The 20,287-nt window shown below is 72.1% G+C and carries 15 protein-coding genes; 2 read left to right on the top strand and 13 right to left on the bottom strand.

Going from position 1 to position 20,287, the window contains the following annotated elements:
• Nucleotides 1–40: 40 nt before the first annotated feature.
• The 6 genes from Q0963_RS06085 to Q0963_RS06060 form a co-directional block, all read right to left on the bottom strand.
• Nucleotides 41–1,084: a hypothetical protein gene (locus tag Q0963_RS06085; RefSeq protein WP_299444167.1), complete on the bottom strand. Its 1,044-nt coding sequence runs from the start codon at nucleotides 1,082–1,084 to the stop codon at nucleotides 41–43.
• Nucleotides 1,085–1,100: 16 nt separating this feature from the next.
• The gene (locus tag Q0963_RS06080) at nucleotides 1,101–2,594 is read right to left on the bottom strand and encodes a phospholipase C (protein ID WP_299444164.1); all 1,494 of its coding nucleotides are present in this window, start codon (nucleotides 2,592–2,594) and stop codon (nucleotides 1,101–1,103) included.
• Nucleotides 2,591–4,213, bottom strand: coding sequence for a glycosyltransferase family 39 protein (locus tag Q0963_RS06075; protein ID WP_299444161.1), 1,623 nt, complete (start codon nucleotides 4,211–4,213; stop codon nucleotides 2,591–2,593). Before Q0963_RS06075 ends, Q0963_RS06080 begins: the two co-directional genes overlap by 4 nt.
• Nucleotides 4,213–5,355: an endo-1,3-alpha-glucanase family glycosylhydrolase gene (locus Q0963_RS06070; RefSeq protein WP_299444158.1), complete on the bottom strand. Its 1,143-nt coding sequence runs from the start codon at nucleotides 5,353–5,355 to the stop codon at nucleotides 4,213–4,215. Before Q0963_RS06070 ends, Q0963_RS06075 begins: the two co-directional genes overlap by 1 nt.
• A gap of 65 nt (nucleotides 5,356–5,420) precedes the next feature.
• Entirely contained in the window at nucleotides 5,421–6,812 is a 1,392-nt protein-coding gene (locus Q0963_RS06065) for a glycosyltransferase family 39 protein (RefSeq protein WP_299444155.1), read from the bottom strand.
• Between the two features lie 91 nt (nucleotides 6,813–6,903).
• A complete protein-coding gene (locus Q0963_RS06060) occupies nucleotides 6,904–9,429 on the bottom strand; it encodes a glycosyltransferase (RefSeq protein ID WP_299444152.1) in 2,526 nt (841 codons plus the stop codon).
• 371 nt (nucleotides 9,430–9,800) lie between these two features.
• On the opposite strand from Q0963_RS06060, the gene Q0963_RS06055 reads away from it, so the two are divergent.
• Nucleotides 9,801–13,424, top strand: a complete 3,624-nt coding sequence (locus Q0963_RS06055) for a DNRLRE domain-containing protein (RefSeq protein WP_299444635.1) — start codon at nucleotides 9,801–9,803, stop codon at nucleotides 13,422–13,424.
• A 211-nt stretch (nucleotides 13,425–13,635) separates the two neighbouring features.
• Here Q0963_RS06055 and Q0963_RS06050 read toward each other — a convergent pair whose 3' ends face one another.
• The 4 genes from Q0963_RS06050 to Q0963_RS06035 all read right to left on the bottom strand — a co-directional run bounded on the left by Q0963_RS06050 (nucleotide 13,636) and on the right by Q0963_RS06035 (nucleotide 17,090).
• Nucleotides 13,636–13,839 carry a cold-shock protein gene (locus Q0963_RS06050; RefSeq protein ID WP_299444149.1) on the bottom strand — a complete coding sequence of 68 codons (204 nt, stop codon included), beginning with the start codon at nucleotides 13,837–13,839 and terminating at the stop codon, nucleotides 13,636–13,638.
• A gap of 287 nt (nucleotides 13,840–14,126) precedes the next feature.
• Nucleotides 14,127–14,963: an ATP-binding cassette domain-containing protein gene (locus Q0963_RS06045; RefSeq protein ID WP_299444146.1), complete on the bottom strand. Its 837-nt coding sequence runs from the start codon at nucleotides 14,961–14,963 to the stop codon at nucleotides 14,127–14,129.
• Nucleotides 14,960–15,982 carry an ABC transporter permease gene (locus Q0963_RS06040; protein ID WP_299444143.1) on the bottom strand — a complete coding sequence of 341 codons (1,023 nt, stop codon included), beginning with the start codon at nucleotides 15,980–15,982 and terminating at the stop codon, nucleotides 14,960–14,962. Before Q0963_RS06040 ends, Q0963_RS06045 begins: the two co-directional genes overlap by 4 nt.
• A 4-nt stretch (nucleotides 15,983–15,986) precedes the next feature.
• On the bottom strand, nucleotides 15,987–17,090 hold the full coding sequence (locus Q0963_RS06035; protein WP_299444140.1) for a substrate-binding domain-containing protein: 1,104 nt from the start codon (nucleotides 17,088–17,090) through the stop codon (nucleotides 15,987–15,989).
• A gap of 128 nt (nucleotides 17,091–17,218) precedes the next feature.
• Between Q0963_RS06035 and Q0963_RS06030 the strand changes: the two genes are divergently transcribed.
• Entirely contained in the window at nucleotides 17,219–18,253 is a 1,035-nt protein-coding gene (locus Q0963_RS06030; RefSeq protein WP_299444137.1) for a LacI family DNA-binding transcriptional regulator, read from the top strand.
• A 15-nt stretch (nucleotides 18,254–18,268) separates the two neighbouring features.
• Here Q0963_RS06030 and Q0963_RS06025 read toward each other — a convergent pair whose 3' ends face one another.
• Genes Q0963_RS06025 through Q0963_RS06015 form a run of 3 tightly spaced genes read right to left on the bottom strand, consistent with a single transcriptional unit; the run spans nucleotide 18,269 to nucleotide 20,104 of the window.
• Nucleotides 18,269–19,240: a DUF1206 domain-containing protein gene (locus Q0963_RS06025; RefSeq protein WP_299444134.1), complete on the bottom strand. Its 972-nt coding sequence runs from the start codon at nucleotides 19,238–19,240 to the stop codon at nucleotides 18,269–18,271.
• 46 nt (nucleotides 19,241–19,286) lie between these two features.
• Entirely contained in the window at nucleotides 19,287–19,673 is a 387-nt protein-coding gene (locus Q0963_RS06020) for a cupin domain-containing protein (RefSeq protein ID WP_299444131.1), read from the bottom strand.
• 38 nt (nucleotides 19,674–19,711) lie between these two features.
• A complete protein-coding gene (locus Q0963_RS06015; protein ID WP_367180034.1) occupies nucleotides 19,712–20,104 on the bottom strand; it encodes a DUF302 domain-containing protein in 393 nt (130 codons plus the stop codon).
• Nucleotides 20,105–20,287 lie beyond the last annotated feature (183 nt).

The raw sequence follows: 20,287 nt of genomic DNA, 5'->3' as shown, positions 1-20,287 counted from the left end.
CACGTCGCGGTGACGTGCACGGGCGCACGACGGTCGAACTCTACGGACTGCCGCTGTGCCGCGGTACCGGCCGTCGCCTCCGGAACGCGACGAGACCTCGGAGGAACCCGGCACCCCGGCGCAGGACCCGCACGATCCGGCGACGCAGCAGCGGGCGCGGCGCCAGGATCAGTCCGACCGCGATGAGCAGCGGGACCCCGATCAGCACGGCGAGGTCGAGCCAGGTGAGCACCGGCATGACGACCACCTGGTCGCGGGAGAGGATGAGACGGCGGTCGATCCGCAGGCCGGGCGCGTCGGCCACGACGTCGTAGGTGCCGCGGGGCACCTCGGTGAACAGCGCCCCACGCTCCCCGAGGGGCAGCTCGAGGTCGAGCTCACCTTCGCGGACCAGCCGCACCGAGGACCCGGTCGGCCATCGGAAGAGCCGGTCGACCACCTCGACCCGGACCTCGAAGGCGAGGAGGGGGACGCGAACGACCGCCCGGTCGGCCGGGTAGAACTTCACCTGGGACCTGTTGACCACGCTGGACCCGGCGACCTCGACCGAGTCCACGGAGTAGTAGATCCGCCGTTCCTCGAGCCCGTCGGGGCCCCTGAGGACCCGGATGCTGCGGAGGTAGACGGGGTCGAGCGAGGTGCGGCTGATGACGTCACCGGTGCTCGAGCGCAGCGTGAACCGTTCGATCTGCCGGCTCGGCAGCCCCGCGAACGCGAACGAGACCTCGCTTTCCATCTCGAACGCCACCGAGACCCTCGCCCCCCGCGAGGTGAGGAAGACGCGGTCGAACACGGCGCGGCGGGCACCCGGCAGCTGGACCGGGTCCGTCGGCCCCTCGATGTCGCGGGCCGTCGTCAGGCGGCACGTTCGCACGCTCGCCCGCCCGGCCCCGTCGGTCACCACGTCCTTCCCCCCGATCACGAGCCGGGCGCCGGGAATCACCGGGACGGTCTCGACGGCGACGTCGACCTCCGGACGGTCCTCCGGGCACGCCGCGGCGGTCGCCACCGGGGCCAGCGCGCCGGCCAACGTCAGGACCGCGGCGGCGGCCAAGGCCGCGGCGAGGCGTCGGCGGGGCTGCACCCCGAGGCGACCGGGCTCACATCGTGGCACGCCGCCTCCAACGGAGCGGGATCGCGACGGCACCCGCGAGCAGCGGTGGGACCAGCAGCGCCGCACCGTACGCGAGGTAGATGACCCGTTGCGGGGAGGGGTACTCCGGCGGGGTTTCGCGGGTGTCGGGCAACAGCTGCGCGGGTCGCGGAGGCGCGTCGAAGTCGAACGCCCCGGTGATGTCGTTCGCTGCCGCGTCTCGGGCGGCCAACGGCTCCACGCCCCAGTTGTTCTCGATGAACTTCAGGCCGGAGGTGAAGTCGAGGGTGGCGCTCTCGATGTGACCCCGCTTGGCGTACGGACTGATCAGCAGCGTCGGCGCGCGGTAGCCGAAGCCGAACTCGTCGACCTGGGGCGGCACGACGTGGTCGTACCACCCGCCCCAGTCGTCGTAGGTCCACAGGAACGCCGAGCTGTCCCACGCGGAGCTGCGCATCAGCGCCGTGTGCAGGGTGCGCACGAACCGCTCCCCGGCCGCGATGCTGCCCGGCGGATGCTCGCTGGCACCCGACGGAACGATGTAGGCGACCGAGGGCAGGGTGCCGGCCGCGAGGTCGCGGTAGTACTGCTGGAGCGGGACGATCTTGGCGAACAGTTCGGGGTCGTCGAGGTAGCGGGCGTAGGCCAGCAGCGGGACCCAGACCACCTGAGCACCCTTGTTCGCGTCGTCGACCGTCCGGTAGGTGCGGTAGGTGACCGACGGGTCGTAGTTCTGGACGTAGAACTTCCACGACACCCCGGCCTCCTCGAGGCGGTCGAAGATCGTCGGGATGTCGCCGAAGCCGTCCGCGGGGATGCTGTCGGCCTCGGGGTTCCCCGGGACACCGGCGACCCAGTACATGTGGTTCCACACGCTGCCACCCCCGGCCGACGTGAAGAAGCGGTCGAAGAGCACGTACTCGTCGGCGACGTTCCAGTAGTACGGAAGGTCCCGGTCGTCGTAGTACCCCATCGCCTGTTCCGTAGGGTCGCCCTCCTCGGCGAAGGCGTCGATGAAGCCGTCGTTGGCTCCCTCGTTGAGCTGGGCGCGGAAGACCTTCTCGGTGTGGCCGAGGTCGCTGATCGCGCGGTCGCCGATCCAGAACGGTTCGACGCAGTCCCCCGAGGGATCATCGAGCTGCACCGGAACACAGGTCCCCGGGGGGAACCCGTCGGCTCCCGGGTAGGTACCGAAGTAGTTGTCGAAGCTGTGGTTCTCCTGCATGAGGTAGAGGAAGTGCTTGATCGGCGTCGCCGTCGGTGTGTCCTCGGCCGTCGGTGTGTCCTGGGCCGTCGGTGTGTCCTCGGCCGTCGGAACGCCTCCGGGCGGTGCCGCCACCGGTTCGAGACCGAGGTCCGGTGCGGGCGCCGCAACGACCGCGGGTGTGGCTTCGGCCGATGGGGCGACCCCGGGCGCCGCGACACCGACGAACACCGGCGCGGCGCCGGCCACCACCACGGCTGCGACGACGGCGGCGATGCGGTGCCGTCGGGCGCTCACGGCCGGACCTCGTACACGATGATGACCGGCACCCGGGTCGGTTCGCCCGAGTCGTCGGTCCTCTCGATCTCCTGCCGGTGCACCTCGCGCCCGTTGTACCGCTCGACGTAGCGCATGACCGAGTCCGAGAAGAACGAGGACCGGTCCGCCGAGAAGCTGTCCCACACGACGTACTGGACCTGGTTGCGGCGGATCGCGAGGTCGGGGTTGGGGATCGGGTCGTAGACGGGGTTGCGGTAGAGCGGGTTCGGGCTGACCGACAGGCCGAGCGACTGGCGCCCCCCGTACCACTTGATGATGTTGGCCATCGACGGCCCGATGGTCATCATCGTCACCCCCTCAGGCACGTTCTCCTGGATCCAGGCACCGAGCTCCCGCCCACCGGGCAGGCCGCCGGTGCCTGCGAGGGCGGTGTCGCGCTCGGTCCCCGTGAGCGCGCCGACGGTCGGGGCCAGCGAGCCGAGCAGCACGGCGAGGACGACGAGCCGCGGGACGCCCCGGTGGACCGGCCCGCGCCGGTCTGCCCACCATCGCGGCCAGGTGAGCAGGGCGCGGGCGGCGAGGACGGCGATCGGGACGGCTGCGGGGAGCAGGTACTGGTAGCCCTTGACCGGGAACAGCTCGAAGAAGGCGACGGGCACGACCACCCAGCACCAGAGCAGCGTCTCGCGCCACGTGGCGCGCCGCCAGGTGAGGACGGCGAGGGCCAGTGCCGCGACGACGACGCCGACCCCGAGGGCCGGCGGCACGACGAGGGGGTAGAACTCCAAGCCGTGGTTCGGCCGCCGGAACAGCTGGTAGGTGATGAACGCGCCGCCGGTGCTCGCCGCGCCGGCCAGGCGCAACGAGAGAGGGTACGCAGCGACGACCGCGACGAAGACGAGGCAGGCTCCGGCAAGGCGCCGCGCGCCGAGCCGGAGGCCGGGGGACAGGGCGAAGAAGGCGAACACGGACCCGCCGAGGATGATCGAGGTCTCCTTCGCGAGCACGGACAGGCCGAGGAACACCGCGGACGTGAACAGCCAGCCCGTGCTCCGTCGGTTGACGAAACGCGCGAGCGCCCAGATCGACAGCCCCGCGAGGAAGGACTGCGGCCCGTCGAGGAGTACCTGGCGGCTCACGATGACCCAGTACGGCATCACCGCGACGAGCAACGCGCCGAGCAGCCCGGTGGTGCGGCCGTAGAGCTCCTTCCCGATGAGGTAGGCGACGACGACGCCACCCACCCCGAACGCGACCGAGGTGAGACGGGCCGCGAGGTCGCTCACCCCGAAGACCTCGAAGACGACCGAGACGGTTGTGTGGAACAACAGCGGGTGGGCCCGGAAGACCGGGAAGAACGGCAGCGACTCGGGGTCACCCGTGATGCTCGCCGCCTGCCCCGCGTAGACGGCCTCGTCGCTGTTGAAGCCGACGGCGTCGAGGCGCCAGACGCGCAGAGCCAGAGCGAGCACGAGGATGCCCGTCAGCGGCAGGACCCGGCGAGCCAACGCCTCGGCGGCCGGGCGGACCGCCCGGACCCGGGCCGCCGTGAACGCCACCGGGAGGCGCGCCCGCCGGTCCGCGACTCCGGGGGGAAGGTACCGGCGCAGCACGGCGGTGCGGGCTTCCGGCGTCATCACGGCGTCCCGCCGTCGGGGGTGAGTGGCTCGCGCCGCCATCGTGTCCACACGAGGAGTCCGCCGAGGATGGTCCCCATGATGAGCAGCGCGGCCACCCCGTTGACCCCGGAGGCCGTGGGCCGGGGCGGAGGGGCGCTCGAGTCGAGCACCGGGAGGGTCGCCCCGCTGCCGGTGAAGGACGCCAGCGTCCGCAGCGCGGACATGCCGTAGCGCTCGCTGGGCTCGACGTGCGAGTTCTCGCTGAACTCGTTCCACGAGATGAGGCCGATGGCGTCCGGGGACGTTGCCACGGCCGCCTCGAGCTCAGTGGTGAGAGTCCGGTCACCCTCGCGTGGAACGACGGTCTTGCCCCCGATGAGCCGGGCGTCGAACCCCGGGGCCGCGGGCGCCACCCAGAGCCCCCCGTCCGCGTGGACCGCGTTCCCCATCTCGGCGAGCTTGCGGGGGTACCACTCCTTGCGCGGGTCGACCGAGGACCAGTAGTAGGCGCTCCCCTCGAGCACCGTCGACACGCGGTCCCACTCCTCGACGCTCCGCGAGGACGCCAAGACCTGGAGGCGGCCGCGGACGGGGGCGACGCACTGCTCGATGTCCGCGGTCGGGAACTGGTCCGTGCCCGTCCACACGACGACGGGACGGTCTCCCAGGAGATGGAAGACCGGGTCGGCGGACCATGTCGTCGCGAACGTCTCGAGATCCGCACAGGCCTGGCGCGTCTCGATGGGGCGCCGGGCGAAGTCGAGGCCCTGGTAGACGATCCCCAGCCGGAAGTTCGCCTCGCGCGCCACCCCGGCGAGCCGCTCGAGGCGCTCACTGAGGGTCGCCATGTCCTTCCACGACACGAGGAAGCCGTCGATCCCGGCAGACTGCGCGAGCTCGACGTGGCGGCGCATCACGGTGCGCTCGTCGGAGCTGTACGTGCCCAGCAGCGGGGTGTCTGACTTGGCTCGGTCCCACGACGACGGGTCGAACCAGATGTAGTAGTAGGCCCAGATGGGGACCGCGTCGGGGGACGGGGCTTCGACGCCCGCAGGCGGCGGGGCCTCGGCCGGTGCGCCCACCGCCGGGGCGGTGCCGGCCAGCGGGCCGAGGGCCACGGCCAGCACGACGAGGAGGGCGCGGATCATCGCGATGACCACGAGGTCCCTCCCTCCGTCGGCCGAACCTCGGAGGCTCGGCAGCATAGTCCTGGCTGCTGTGCGGGTCACGGGTCGACCGCCAGGACGACGAGGAGGATCCGCGGTCTTGACCCGGGCTCGGCCAGCTCGACGTGTGCGACCCGGGCGCCCCGGCCCCGCGCCTCGGCCAGCAGCGCCGCGGTCCCCATGGGGTCGGAGGCTGCCGACCAGGCGTCCCACACGACGTGCACGCGACCACCGGGCAGCGCTGGTGGGCCGCCCCGGTACGCCGGGTTGACGGCATCGAGGTCGAGCTCACGCGCGAGGCTCGTCACGGTGGCCTCGGGGGTGTAGTGCCGCACGATGTTGGCCACCCACGGCGCCGCGGTGACGACCGTCCGGGCGTCGGCCGCGCGGAGCCAGGAGGAGGCCTCCCGCAGGCCGGCGACGCCGCTCGCTCCGGCGACGTCCGGCGGCTGGGGGCTCGCGGCGGCCGGGCCGGCGAGCGCCACCGCGACAGCGAGGACCCACGGGGCGAGGCGCAGCAGCCGACCCTGCCGCAGCCGGTCGGCGAGGGCCGCGACCGCCACCCCCACGAGCGCCGAGAGGGGCACGACGACGACGAGCAGGTAGGGGTAGCCGTGCACCGGCCACACGAGGTAGAACCCCAGCGGGACGACGACGGCGAGCACGACGGCGGTCACGCCCGGCAGCCGGGCCCGCCCGGCGACGACGGCGCCCACGCAGGCGGCGGCCAGCACGGCCCACCCGACGCGCGGCGCGACGAGGTCGAGGTAGAACGGCACCGGGTCGGTGCCGCGACGCCCCGTCTGCCAGAAGAGATAGTCGGCCGCCCGGGCCAGGCCGCCGGTCGCCGCGAGCCACGCGGGGTAGAGCGCCGCGACACCCGCGAACCAGGCCCCGGCCCGCAGTGCCACGCGGGCCGGCACGCGCGGGTCACCGACGAGGAGCGCCAGCACGACGGCCAGCACCGTCAGGAGCGCGGTCTCCTTGAAGAGCGTCGCGACGCCGAACGTGGCGCCCGCCGCGGCGAGCAGCCGTGGCCGCCCCGTCCGCGCCCCGCGAACGACGAGGAGGAGGCCCAGCCCCGCGACGGTCGCCATCGGGACCTCGACGAGGGCGAGTCGGGTGACGTCGCGGTGGTACGGCATGAGCGCCACCACGGCCCCGGCGGTGAGCCCGGCGGTGACCCCGCCGAGCTCACGGGCGAGCAGCGCCGCGACGACGACCGCGGCGAGCCCGAACGCGACGCTCAGGGAGCGCGCGCCGAGGTCACCGGCGCCGCCGCCGGTGACCACCTCGACGATGACCCCGAGCAGCGGAGGGTGGGCTCGCACGGCCGACCAGGACGGGTCCCCCGCCACCGCGACACCCTGGCCGATGTACACCGCCTCGTCGCTCGAGAGGCCGGCACCGGACAGCCCCGACATCCGCACCCATGCCGCGCCGACGAGCATGGCCGAAAGCCCGGCGGGAAAGACCCACCGGGCTCCGACCGCGGACCGTGAGGCGGGCAGACGACCTCTGCCGCCCGCCACCACGGGCGTCTCAGGATGCAGCGACTGGCGCATGGACCTTTCCTCGACGGAGCCCACGCCGCGCGCGTCGGCCCGCCCCCTCGCCGTCCGCAGCACGGATGGAGTCCTCGGCCACCAGCGACCTGATCGCTGCGGGCCAGCCGAAGTCGTCGCGGACGACCCGACGGACTCGGATGTGGCGCAACGCCTTCGCCAGCAGCTCCTCCTCACGCCGGCGGAGCTGGGCATAGTCCATGCCGCCCACCACCAGCGTCGGAGCCAACGTCGCGAATGGCGGGAACCCGTACGCGTCGTCGGTGTTGTCGATGAGCTCGGGGAGCGCGTCCCCGGTGGAGACATCGGCGATCTCGTTGAGTCCCCGCTCGATGATGAACAGGTCCGACACGTCCACGCGCCGGGCCACGTCGCATGGCACGAGACGGTCCACGTCGTACTTCGGTGGCGGCACGACGGCCTGGGTCATCGCGTTCACCGTCATGATCGGGAGGTTCATCGCAGCGAGCCGCATCCCGAACTGGCGGCCCTCCTTGGAGTGGAGCCGACTCTGCAGCCGCAGCCACCGCCACTCCCGCTTCGACAGACCGTGGGAGTCCACCGCGAGCAGCGTGTGATGGCTGATCGTCAGCGGCTTGGGGAAGCAGTGGGCTCGTCCCTTGGGCGAGATGATCGTCATGTCGTCCGAGAGGAACGTCGCGCCCTCCTCGCGGATGAGCCGCAGGATCGTCCCGGTCTTCCCGGTGTCCGTCCGCGCCGACAGCATGATCCCGGTGTTGCCCAGGCGGACACAGGCGGAGTGCAGCAGCACCCGCTTGTGGGTGACGGCGAGGAAGCGCAGCAGGGCCTCGACGACGTTGGTGTACAGCACGTGCGGCGAGTGCTCGAGCAGCGGCCCGACCGTGATTCGGATCCGATCGCCCATCTCGATGTGGAAGTTCGCCCCGAACGCGCCGAGGTGCTCCTCGTAGCGGCGTGACGCGTCCTCGGCGACGAACTGGACGTGGCCGTGGAGGTGGCCGATCCGGCCGACGCGGATCTCGATGTCGAACGGGCCGCGGGTCCGGAACGGCGTGAGGAACCACTGCAGCTCGGGCAGCGGGACCTCGGAGCCGATCGTCGCCACGCCGGGAACGACGTACCGGTGTGGCAGGTAGCCGTCGTTGCCGGGGGCGTTGGTCGCGGTGGCGACCACCGCCGGCTCCTCGGGAGCGACCTCGTCCAGGGTGGGCGCGACGGTCGCCGCGACCGGGGTCGGGACCACGGCAGCGGGTGCCGCAACGGGCGCCGCGACGGGTGCCGCCGCGGCCGCGACAGTGGTGTCCGCGACGGGCGCGGCCGTGGATGGCGCCTCGGGCGCCGTCGCGGCCGTCGTCGTACCCCGGAAGATGACGCTGTCACTGAGGACGAACCGCAGCGCGAAGATGAGCACGATGGTGGCGGCGTTCGCGACGAGGTAGTTGACCGCGAGGGACTCCACGAGCAACGCGATCAGGGGGACGCGCAGGAACAGCGCCAGCACGTTGAGGCCCGCGAACGCACCCAGCCGCGCCATCCTCGCCCGGCGTGCGCCGGAGGGGTAGACGAGCCGCTCGAGCAGCGCCCAGTTCCAGACCGTCGACGCCACCGTCGCCAGGACCACGCCCGGGGCGTAGTGCAGCCCGACGACCTGCGCGACGAACCACAGCGCGACGGTGTTGACGAGCAGGCCGCTCAGGCCCACGAGACCGAACCCGAGCATCCGCCCGGCCGGCCGGGTGCTCCGCGCGGCGAACCACAGCCGCGACAGCGAGCTCACGAGGCGCGCGCACTCGGCGAGGTTGGCCTTGCTCTCGCCGGCGAAGCGCCGGCCGAAGTGGAACGGCACCTCGATGGTCCGCAACGGGCCGCAGCGCACCGCGATCTCGAGGAGGATCTTGAAGCCGTTCGGGCGCAGCGAGGTCACGTCGACCGCGTCGCGCCGAACGGCGAAGAAGCCGGACATCGGGTCGTGCACCGCCGCCAGGCGGCGAGGGAAGAACGCCTTGGTCAGCCGGGTCGCCCAGGTCGACAGCGCCGCCCGGCCCGCACTGAAGGTGTCCGCGTCCCCGGCCCCGCCGTAGCGGCTCGCGACCACGAGCTGGCTCTCGGTCGCCTGCCCCTCGGCGACGAGCACCGGGACGAGCTCGGGCGGGTGCTGGAGGTCGGCGTCCATGACGACGCACCAGTCGCATGTCGCCTTGGCGAGCCCCGCGGCGACCGCGCCGCCGAGCCCGTCACCGCGCTGGCCCGGCTCGCGGTGGTGAACCCGAACCGGCAGAGCACGATCGGCCGCTGCCTCCTCGATCACAGCGACCGTGTCGTCGTCGCTGTCGTCGACGAAGATGACCTCGCTGCCGGCCGGAAGCACGGGCACGAGACGGCGGAGCAGCTCGCGGACGTTCCCCTCCTCGTTGCGCGTCGGCACGATGACCGTCGCCGGCGTCCGCACGCGGACCTGGTCCGCCGGCTCGTTGTCGTGTCGGATCCCGATCTCGTTGCGTGGTGCGTCGATTGCCGTCATCGGAGACCCCCCGGGCCTCGGCTCGTCGCTGGTCTCGGCAGTCGGCTCGCCGACTCCGGCCCATGGCACGTCAACAGTCCCTGCATGGTGGACACCCCTGTCCTGTACCGCCATCGCCGACGCAGGAGCCCTGTATTCCCGTCCGTCCGACGATGACAGTCGCCGAACCTAACGCAACGTCGCCGAGTCGGGAATGCCTCAGTCGGGCTATAGCCGCGGCAACGGCGCGGCCCCTACGTTGTGTTCGGGCCGCAGGGGTGCGCCACGCTCCTCGGCGAGCCTTCCGCGCACGACGCAGTCCGCCCGGACGACTCGTCGGATCGCCGGATCGAGGTCCGCCCCGGAGGCGGGACAGGAGCGCCAGCGTGAACATGGTGGGTAGGCGCCGGTGGACCGTCGCAGTTGCAGTCGTCTCGACTCTGGTCGCCGCGCTCGCCGCGGCCCCACCCAGCGGAGCGGCCGTCAGTGCGTGCGCCACCACCAACGGTGGCGGGTGGGGCGCGTCCACGTGTCTCGCGGTCGCCAGCACGAGCACCGCCTCGGGCACCGTGCAGGTGTCGACGACGGTCGACGTCAGCACCGCGGGCCCCCGCGTCGCGAAGGTCGAGTACTCGATGCGCGACGAGTACCTCATCACCGACTACGAGGCGCCGTACCGGTTCGACCTCGACACCGCCGACTACGTCGACGGGCCCGCGGAGATCGTCGCCACCGCCGTCTTCCGCGACGGGACGACGTCCACCCCGGTGTCGGCGACCATCACCCTGTCGAACGGCGTGACGACGCAGCCCGGCCCCACGGGGTCATGGACGCCTCCGACAGCACCGGTGGCCACGAAGACCGAGCCCGTCGTGTTCGCGGCGGTCGGCGACGGGGCCGGCGGTGAGCAGGCGGCGACCGACGTGACCGACATGATGGCGTCCTGGAGTCCCCAGCTGTTCACCTACCTCGGCGACGTCTATGAGGACGGGACGATCACCGAGTTCAAGAACTGGTACGGCGGCCCCTCGACGTGGTTCGGCCGGTTCCGCGACATCACCGCCCCGGTGGTCGGCAACCACGAGTACAACAAGGTGCAGGGGCAGTACGTCGCCGACGGGTATTTCCGCTACTGGAACGACATCCCGCACTACTACAGCTTCGACGCGGGCGGCTGGCACTTCATCGCGCTGGACTCGACGACGCAGTACGGCCAGACGGCGGCAGGCTCGTCGCAGTACCAGTGGCTGGCGAACGACCTCGCCACCCGCGCGAACCCGTGCACCGTCGTCATGTACCACCACCCGCTCAACACCGTCGGGAGCGAGGCCCCCTCCCAGCGGATGTCCGCCATCTGGAGCCTGCTCCGGCAGCACGACGTGACCCTGGTCCTCAACGGGCACGACCACCAGTACCAGCACTGGATGCCGCTCGGCGCCGACCAGCAGCCGGACCCCCAGGGCGTGGTCCAGATGGTCGCGGGTGCCGGTGGTCACTCCAGCCAGGGCGTGCAGAGCACCGACGCCCGGGTCGTGGAGTCCGCCCAGGCCTACGGCGCCCTGCGGCTCGAGGTGTACCCGGAGCGCATCGACTACACCTACCGCACCCCGAACGGCGGCACCGGGAAGACCCTGGCCTCGGGCTTCCTCGGGTGCCCTGCGCTGTCCCCCGACACCACCGCCCCGACCGCCCCCGCGGGCCTCACCGCCGCGCTGGGCGCGCCGCTCGGAGCCTCGTTCACCGCCGATCTCGCGTGGACCGCCGCCGACGACAACCGTGGGGTGGCGCAGTACCGGGTCCGCAGGGACGGCGTCGTCGTCGCGACGCTGCCCGTCGGCGCCCGGACCTACCAGGCCAAGTCCCTCAAGGCGTCGACCCGCTACGACTTCACCGTGACGGCCCTGGACGCGGCGGGCAACGAGTCGGAGCCGTCGTCGACCGCGTCCGTCACGACACCGGCACCCCAGCCGGTGACGCTGACGGTCACCGCCAGCGAGGACACCTACACCTCCGAACAGTCCCCGACGAAGAACTACGGCCGCAGCACGACGCTCCGGCACGACGGTGACCCGCTCATGCAGTCCTACGTCAAGTTCGCCGTGACGGGGTCACACTCGACGGTGACGAAGGCGACCCTGCGGGTGTGGGCGAACCAGAAGGGGACGGCCTTCACGGCCCGGACGGTGTCGCCCTCCTGGTCCGAGCTCACGATGACGGCGACCAACGCCCCGACCCCGGGAGCGGTCGCCGGCTCGGTGACCTCGTTCAGCGCCGGGACGTGGGTCGACATCGACGTCACCCCGGCCGTCCCCGGCAACGGCACGTACGCCTTCCAGCTCCGGACGACGCAGACGACCGCGTTCACCGTGGACAGCCGCGAGAGCGGCAGCACCGCGCCGACCCTCGTCGTCGACAGCGTCCCGCCGCCGGACACGACGCCACCGACGACCCCCACCGGCCTGACCGCCACGGCGCCGAGCCAGAACCGGGTCGAGCTGTCGTGGAACGCCTCGACCGACGCCGACTCCGTGGCCTCCTACACCGTGTACCGGGACGGCGTGGCCGTCGACAGCGTCCCGGGGACGACGTACGTCGACACCAACGTCAACGCGCAGCGCACCTACGTCTACGCCGTCGACGCGGTCGACCCCTCCGACAACCGCTCGGCGACGTCCGCGACGGCGTCGGTCCGGCCACCGGACGAGACCCCACCCGAGCTGCCCGACCCCTTCGACGTCGTCCTCACCGGCCCCACGTCGGTCGGCGTGCGGTGGGGCGCCTCGACCGACAACGTCGGCGTCACCGGTTACCGGCTCCAGCGCAACGGCAGCACCGTGGCCCAGCTCGGGCCGGGCGCCGAGGCGTGGGACGACGACACGGTGGCGCCGGGTGAGACCTACATCTACGCCCTGACTGCGAGCGACGCCGCCGGCAACGTCTCGGAACCGGTGACCGGGTCGGTGACGATCCCCGCCGACACCAGCGACACGACGCCGCCCACGGTGCCCGGGTCGGTCCAGGCCACGGCGACCGGGGAGACCACGGTGGCGCTCGGGTGGACCCTGTCCACCGACGACAACGGCGTGAGCGGGTACGAGATCTTCCGGGACGGGGCGTCGGTCGGTCTCGTCAGCGGGTCCACCGACGCCTGGCTGGACTCGGGACGCACCCCCGACACGTCGTACTCGTACCAGGTCCGGGCCGTCGACACCGCCGCCAACTACTCCGCCCTCTCGCCCCCGGCCACCGCGCGGACGTGGGCCGTCGACGTCACCCCGCCGACCGTCCCGTCCGCCGTGTCGGCCGCCGGGGCGAGCCTCACCTCCATCGCCGTGTCGTGGACGGCGTCCACCGACGAGCGCGGGGTCGCGGGCTACCGGGTCTACCGCGACGGCGCGACGGTCGCGAACCTCGCGGCCACCCAGACGTCGTGGACCGACACCGGCCTCACCACCGGCGCGAGCCACGGCTACGCCGTCGACGCGGTCGACGGTGCGGGCAACCGGTCGGACCGGTCGGCCCCGGTGACCGCCCGCACGCAGGTGCCGCCGCCCGCGACCCTCTCGTTCGCCGTCGCCGCCGACGCGTACGTCAACGCGGGCTCGCCGTCGTCCAAGTACGGCACCGCGACGACCCTGCGGCTGGACGGCGACCCGGTGGTCAACTCGTACCTGCGGTTCACCCCGAGCGGCCTCTACCCGACCGTCACCTCGGCGGTGCTGCGGATCTCCGCGAACGCGAAGAACACCAGCGGCTTCGACGTCCGCACGTCCTCCGGCGCTTGGGACGAGGGCACGATCACCTACGCCAACGCGCCGGCCTTCGGCGGGACGGTCGCGACGGCGCCACCCACGACGCAGGGCGGCTGGGTCGAGGTGCCGGTCACCGTGGCCGTCACCGGCAACGGGTCGGTGACCTTCGTCCTGACCCAGACCGGGAGCACCGCCGTCGCCTACGCCAGCAGGGAGGCCGGAGGGGCGACAGCGCCCACCCTGGTCGTCACGTCGTCGTACTGACGTCGCCGGACGACGGGCGCCCGGACGCTGCTCGTGGGCCGGCCGGGCAGGTCTGCAGGGCCGACGCACGACATCGTCAGCGCAGCACGACCTCGCACCCCCTGCTGCGCTGACTTTCCGGGGTGACCCCGGAATGCCGGGACGGGTGGGACGCGGACGACCCCCGCCCGGCAGGCCGGGCGGGGGTCGTCGTGAGACTCGGTGGACCGGGTCAGATGGGGCGGACCTGGTCGGCCTGCGGGCCCTTCGGACCCTGGGTGACCTCGAACTCGACCCGCTGTGCCTCGTCGAGGGACCGGTAGCCCTGGACGTCGATGGCGGAGTAGTGAACGAACACGTCGGGGCCGCCATCATCCTGGGCGATGAACCCGAAGCCCTTCTCGGCGTTGAACCACTTCACGGTGCCCTGTGCCATATGGGGACAACTTCCTTTGCATCTGTAGCGCTCGCCCGGCGCACCTCGCGCCGGCCGTGGATGCGACTCCAGCCCCCTGTGGCGCGTGGTGTTTCGACCGTTCGAGGTACTGCTGTTGCTGCAACCGCCAGCGAACCTAGCAGACCCTCAGCGAGCGGGCCGGATGTGCGGCGGGACGGTTTCGGGGAACGGACACACGGTCTGCGACCGCGCCCCGACGCCCACCCGGCGGGCGGTGGAACGGGCCGCCGCACCCGGTCGTCCGGCGGGTGCGGCGGCCCGCGTTCTCAGGGGGTGGGCTCCAGCGTCGTGGCGCCGGTCATGATGGCGACGCCCTCGCCCATGTCGTGCGACTGCGGGGTGATGACACCGGCGCAGCCGCCGAGCCGCTGGATGTGGATCCGGTCGGCGACCTCCCACACGTGCGGCATGTTGTGACTGATGAGGATGACCGCCAGGCCGCTGTCGCGGAGCTGCTTGATCATCCCGAGGACGGCGGCAGACTCCTTGACGCCCAGGGCCGCGGTCGGCTCGTCGAGGATGACGACCTTGGACCCGAATGCGGCAGCCCGCGCGACGGCGACGGCCTGCCGCTGGCCACCCGAGAGGGTCTCGACGGCCTGACCCATGTTCTGGATGGTCTGGATGCCGAGGTTCTGGACGGCGCCACCGGCGCGCTCCTTCATCCCCTTCTTGTCGAGCATCCGCAGCACCGAGCCGAGCGGGCCCGGACGACGCTCCTCGCGGGCGAGGTACAGGTTGCTCGCGATGTCGAGTGCCGGGATGACCGCCAGCTGCTGGTAGACGGTCTCGATGCCGACCTCACGGGCGTCCTGGGGCCGGCGCAGGTGCACCGGGGAGCCGTCGACGTAGATCTGGCCGGAGTCCGGGACGTACGCCCCGGTCAGGCACTTGATCAGGGTCGACTTGCCGGCACCGTTGTCCCCGATGACCGCCAGGACCTCGCCCTGGTACAGGTCGACGTCGACGCCGTCGAGCCCGATGACCCGCCCGAAGGTGATGACGAGCTTGCGCGCCGACAGCACCGGCTCGGCCTCGTAGATGTGCTGCTTGTCGTCCCGGATGTGGTCGACGGTCAGCGGAAGCCGCTCGATGGTGCTCATGCCTTGACCCTCCGGATCCACTGGTCGACCGAGACCGCGACGATGACGAGGACACCGATGGCGAGGAGCCGCCACTGCTGGTCGACGCCCGCGAGAGAGAGCCCGAGCGTGAACGCGCCGACGATGATGGCGCCGAGGAGGCTGCCGATCAGGCCGCCGCGGCCACCGAAGAGCGAGGTGCCGCCGATGACGACCGCGGTGATGCTGTCGAGGTTGGCGTCGGGGATGCCGTTGGGCGTCGCTGCCCCGGCGCGGCCGATCTGGATCCAGGCGGCGAGGCCGTAGATGAGGCCCGCCACCGTGTAGACCGACAGCAGGACCCGCTTGCTGGCGACACCCGAGAGCCGGGCCGACTCCGGGTCGTCACCGACCGCGAAGACGTGCCGTCCCCAGGCGGTCTGCGAGAGGGCGAACCCGACGATCGCGTAGAGGGCCAGGACGATGACGACCCCGATGGTGAGCCGGAACCCACCGATCGAGAACGTCCTGCCCGTGACGTTCATGATGTCCGGGAGCCGGTTGTTCTGGATGCTCGACCCACCCGAGTAGAGCAGGGCGATGGCCGTGAAGATCGACAGCGTCCCCAGCGTCACGATGAACGGTGGGAGGTTGACCCGGGTGACGAGGAAGCCGTTGAGCAGCCCGGCCCCCACCGCCAGGGTGACCCCGATGACGATCGCGAGCAGGCCGGGCACGCCGTTCTCGGCGGCCAGCGTGGCCATGACCATCATCGCGAGGATGGCGACCGCCCCGACCGACAGGTCGATGCCGGCGGTGAGGATGACGAGGGTCTGCCCGATCGCGAGACACGCGATGACCGCCACCTGCTGGAGCAGCAGTGACTGGGCGTTGGGCGAGATGTACCTCGGGTTGAGGATCGTGAAGACGATCGTCGTGAGAACGAGCAGCACCAGCGGGCTGAGCCACGGGTAACCGTGGAGGAGGTGCTGGACCCGCTGGAGCGGGCTGTGCTGCCGCCGAGCGAACTCGGCGGCAGCAGCTGATGTGGACGACGACATCAGGTCAGCCCCAGCAGATCTGCGATGCCTCGTCGGTGTCGATCGACTCGACGCCGTCGACCGGCTTGTCGGTGACCAGCGCCACCCCGGTGTTGAAGAAGTCCAGGCCCTCGGTGGTCTGCGGCTTCTCACCGCCGCGGGCGATCTCGGCGATCGCCTCCATCCCGAGGGTCGCCATCTTCAGCGGGTACTGCTGGCTGGTGGCTCCGATCGTGCCGTCCTTGACCGACGCCACACCGGCGCAGCCGCCGTCGACCGAGACGATGATCGCGTCGGTGATGCCGGCGGTCTTGAGGGCCGCCGAGGCGCCGACCGCGGCGGGCTCGTTGATCGTGTAGACGACGTTGATGCCGTCGCTCTTGGTCAGGCAGGTCTCCATCGCCGTCCGGCCGCCGTCCTCGGCACCGTTGCTCGGCTCGTTGCAGACGATCTCGTAGTCGCCGCCGGAGTAGGAGCCGGTCTTCGCCTCGTCCCCGTTCCGCTTGGGGTCCGCGACGTCGATGCCCATGCCCTCGAGGAAGCCCTGGTCCCGGTCGTAGTCGACCGAGACGATCTTGTCGTTGAAGAGGTCGAGCAGGGCGATGGTCGCCTTCTCCCCGTCCAGCTGGCCCGCGGCCCACTGGCCGATGAGCTTGCCCGCGAGGCGGTTGTCGGTGGCGAAGGTGATGTCGACGGTGTCCGGCGGGTCCGGCGGGGTGTCGAGGGCGATGACGTAGAGGCCGGCGTCGCGGGCCTTGGTCATGGCGTCGTTGACGCCCGTGGACATCGGGGTGATGAGGATGCCCTTGTCGCCGCGGACGATGGCCTGCTCGATGGCCGCGATCTGGCCCGCGTCGTCACCCTCCTGCTTGCCCGAGGCGATGGTGAGGTCGACGTTGTTCTTGGCCGCGTCCTCCTGGGCGCCCTTCTGCATGGCGACGAAGAACGGGTTCGAGGAGTCCTTCGTGATGAGGGCGATGCCGATGGTCTCCTCGCCACCCGCGTCGCCACCGGTGCCGCCGCCGTCGTCGGAGCCGCAGGCGGCGGCGGTGAGCGCGAGGCCGACGATGCCGGCGGAGGCGACGAGCCGGCGGGCTGCCGGGACTGCCGTGATGTGACTCAGGTTCATGGTGCGTGACTCCTTCGAGTTCCCGGCGCGCGCCCCCTGGGGACATCCGCCTGACAACGTTGTCGTGACGATGTCTATCGTTTGCTTGCGATGTGGTCAAGACATCCGATACACATCGAGACGTGAACGTGACATCGTTGTCAGACGGCCCCTCGCGCGCCACCATGCGGGACGTCGCCGCCTTGGCCGGGGTCAGCCTCAAGACGGTGTCCCGGGTGGTCAACGGGGAGAGCGGCGTGTCCGCGGACGTCCGGGACCGGGTGGCGGCCGCGGTGCTGCGGCTCGACTACCGGCCCAACCTCGCCGCGAGCAACCTGCGTCGCACCGTGGCCCGCACGGGGCTGCTCGGAGCGTTGGTCCAGGACCTGTCGAACTCCTACTCCGCCGGCCTGCTCCGCGCGCTCGAGGACGGCGCCCGCCCCCACCGGACCGCCGTCCTCGCCGCCAGTCTGGACGAGGGCATCGAGCGCGAGCGGGAGCTCGTCCACGACCTCGTCAGCCGGCGGGTCGACGGCCTCGTCATCATGCCGGCGAGCGAGCGCCAGGACTACCTCGTGACCGAGTTGCGCAGCGGGCCTCCCGTCGTCTTCGTCGACCGTCCGCCCCGCGGGATCGTCGCCGACTCGGTCATGGTCGACCATGCTCTCGGCGCGCGGCTCGCGGCGGCGCACCTGCTCGAGCAGGGGCACCGGCGCGTGGCCGGCCTGTTCCACCTCGCCCGGATCTCGACGGTCCAGGACCGGCTCGCCGGGTACCGGGCTGCCCACGAGGCCCTGGGCCTCACCCCCGACCCCGGGCTCGTCGTCACCGACCTCTCGACCGCGGACGAGGCGGCAGCCGCCGTCCTGGCACTCCTGGACCTGGCGGACCCGCCGACGGCGATTTTCGCCGGGCGCAACATCCTCGCCGCCGGGGCGGTCGCGGCACTGGCAGAGCGGGGGTTGCGCCGCACTGTCGCCCTGGTGGGCTTCGACGACTTCCCCCTCGCCGACCTGCTCGACCCGCCACTCACCGTCATCCGCCAGGACGTCGGCCGGATCGGACGGACGGCGGCCGAGATGGTCTTCGGCCGGATCGGGGGCGACACCCAGACCCCGCGGCAGGTGGTCATCGAGCCGACCCTGGTCACCCGGGGATCCGGCGAGATCCCCCCACCGGCCTGACCTCTCGGATCACACTCAGGCGCGCAGGTGGCGGGCGCGCGTCATGAGGTAGACCCCGAACGCGACCAGTCCCGCCGACAGGAGGGCGAGCGCCGCTTCGCCACCCGGCACGCCCTGCAGGAAGCGCAGCGCCCCGTCGATCCCGGTCGACTCGTCCACGTCGTGGGTCCAGGCCGCGACGAAGAAGAGCACGCCGACGAGCCCGTACACGACCCCGCGGGCGACGAAGCCCAGGATCCCGACCGCGACGACGAGACGCCCGGGCCGCTGGGCGAGGTCGAGGAGGAAGTCCCGCGACAGGCCCGACCAGACGCTGAAGGCCCCCACCCCGGCGACGGCCACACCGGTGCCGACGACGAGCAGCACCCCGGCGGGCAGGGCGAGCAGGGTGCGCGTGATCCCCATCGTCGACTCCCGGCTCGTCTGCCCCGTGCCGACGGCGAAGGCAGCGGCCGACCAGGCCACCGTGACGTAGGTGAGGCCGTCGGCCGCGTGCTCGAGCCGCTTGCGGCCGGTCCGGCAGTGTCGCCCGGTGAGCCCCCGCGACAGGTTCCACAGAGCGACGACCGCGAACCCGAGGAAGCCGACCCAGAGCACCGCCCGGCCGCCGAGCGAGGACGCGATCCCGGTCAACGCGCCGGACTCGTCCGCGGTGCTGCTGCTGCGGCCCATCCACACGATCTGGAGCCCGGCCCATCCCATCGCCGCATGGAGGAGCCCGTCGAGGAAGAAGCCGACGCGGGCCCCGGTGCTGACCGCGGCGTGGGTCTCGGCGACCTCGGCCGCCTCGATCGTGGCGTCGGCGACCTGATGGGCCACCTCGGCCACAGCCTCGGACTGGTGGCGCACCGTCTCGACGGCCTGCCGGGTGACGTCGACGACGGGGGCGGCGGCGTCCTCGAGGCCCCGGACCGCGGCCGCGAGTGAGTTGTCGGGGGTCGAGACCCGCGGCTCGTCGGGGGCCGCGGCGGCCTGGTCGGCGCTCACGCGGCGACCCTGGCCGCGCCCCGTCGGCGCACCGAGACGGAGGGCATCAGCGGTGCGGCGGTGGCGCCGCGTCGACGTTGACCGTGGGGATCCCGATGCCCGAGCGCGCGATGACGGCGAGCGACGGCTCCTGCCCGGGGTTGGACTCGCGGTGCACGGTGAACGCCGGCACATGGACGTAGCTGCCGGCCGGTGCGTCGAGCCACCCGTCGACCCCTTCGCACTCGAGGCGCAGCACGCCGCGGACGACGTAGAGCATGCTCGTGTTGGAGTCGTGGTGGTGCCACCCGGACACCGAGCCGGGCGCGGTGACGACCTGCCCAGCCCACAGACCCGGCACCTCGAACGCCCGCCGCCGCAGCATCCCCTCGGTCGGGTCGGCGGCGACGAGCTCGTCGTCGCCGACGACGCGCACGGGCTCCCGGTCGACCATCCCGCCACGCTAGCCGTCACTCCGGGGGTGGCGAGGCCTCAGTTCCCGGCGGTTCCGCCGAGGGCGGCCAGCGCCGCGTCGAGTCGCGCGTGCGCGTCGGCGGCCACCTCCCCGAGGGCCTCGTTGCCGGTGACCGTGACCATGACGCGGGGGTCCATCGCCTCGACGGCGGTCCGCCCGTCCTCGAGGGACCGGACGACGACGTTGCACGGGAGCAGCAGGCCGATCGACGGCTCCGCCTGAACGGCGGCGTGGGCCAGGGGCGGCCGGCACGCCCCGAGGATCACCTGGGGGGCGATGTCCGCGTCGATCTTCTCCTTGAGCGTCCCGGCGAGGTCGATCTCGGTGAGGACCCCGAAGCCCTGGTCCCCGAGGGCGGAACGGACGTCCTCGACGGCCCGGTCGAACGGGGTGTCGAGGGTGGTGGTCATGGCGTAGCCCATGGCGTGCTCCCTTCACTGGTGGTCGCATCGGATTGTGCCGCGCGGAACGGTGGCCCAGGCCCGGAGCCACCTGCGACCTTGGAGGCGGCGCCCTCCCGCTCGGTTTGGAACAATACCCCCGGGGGTACTAAAGTGGTGCGCAACGTCCACGCCGGCACCCACCCGACCGCG

Origin of the sequence: uncultured Phycicoccus sp. (assembly GCF_947495705.1) — a bacterium.
GTDB lineage: Bacteria > Actinomycetota > Actinomycetes > Actinomycetales > Dermatophilaceae > Phycicoccus.
This window is presented reverse-complemented; position numbering and strand designations above follow the sequence as displayed.

What these genes read in the sequence shown, in the direction of transcription:
- Q0963_RS06055 (WP_299444635.1), top strand. Translation starts at nt 9,801, where the DNA reads ATGGTGGGTAGGCGCCGGTGGACCGTCGCAGTTGCAGTCGTCTCGACT.
- Q0963_RS06075 (WP_299444161.1), bottom strand. Translation starts at nt 4,213, where the DNA reads ATGACGCCGGAAGCCCGCACCGCCGTGCTGCGCCGGTACCTTCCCCCC.
- Q0963_RS06015 (WP_367180034.1), bottom strand. Translation starts at nt 20,104, where the DNA reads ATGACCACCACCCTCGACACCCCGTTCGACCGGGCCGTCGAGGACGTC.
- Q0963_RS06060 (WP_299444152.1), bottom strand. Translation starts at nt 9,429, where the DNA reads ATGACGGCAATCGACGCACCACGCAACGAGATCGGGATCCGACACGAC.
- Q0963_RS06040 (WP_299444143.1), bottom strand. Translation starts at nt 15,982, where the DNA reads ATGTCGTCGTCCACATCAGCTGCTGCCGCCGAGTTCGCTCGGCGGCAG.
- Q0963_RS06045 (WP_299444146.1), bottom strand. Translation starts at nt 14,963, where the DNA reads ATGAGCACCATCGAGCGGCTTCCGCTGACCGTCGACCACATCCGGGAC.
- Q0963_RS06050 (WP_299444149.1), bottom strand. Translation starts at nt 13,839, where the DNA reads ATGGCACAGGGCACCGTGAAGTGGTTCAACGCCGAGAAGGGCTTCGGG.
- Q0963_RS06065 (WP_299444155.1), bottom strand. Translation starts at nt 6,812, where the DNA reads ATGCTCGTCGGCGCGGCATGGGTGCGGATGTCGGGGCTGTCCGGTGCC.
- Q0963_RS06035 (WP_299444140.1), bottom strand. Translation starts at nt 17,090, where the DNA reads ATGAACCTGAGTCACATCACGGCAGTCCCGGCAGCCCGCCGGCTCGTC.
- Q0963_RS06020 (WP_299444131.1), bottom strand. Translation starts at nt 19,673, where the DNA reads ATGGTCGACCGGGAGCCCGTGCGCGTCGTCGGCGACGACGAGCTCGTC.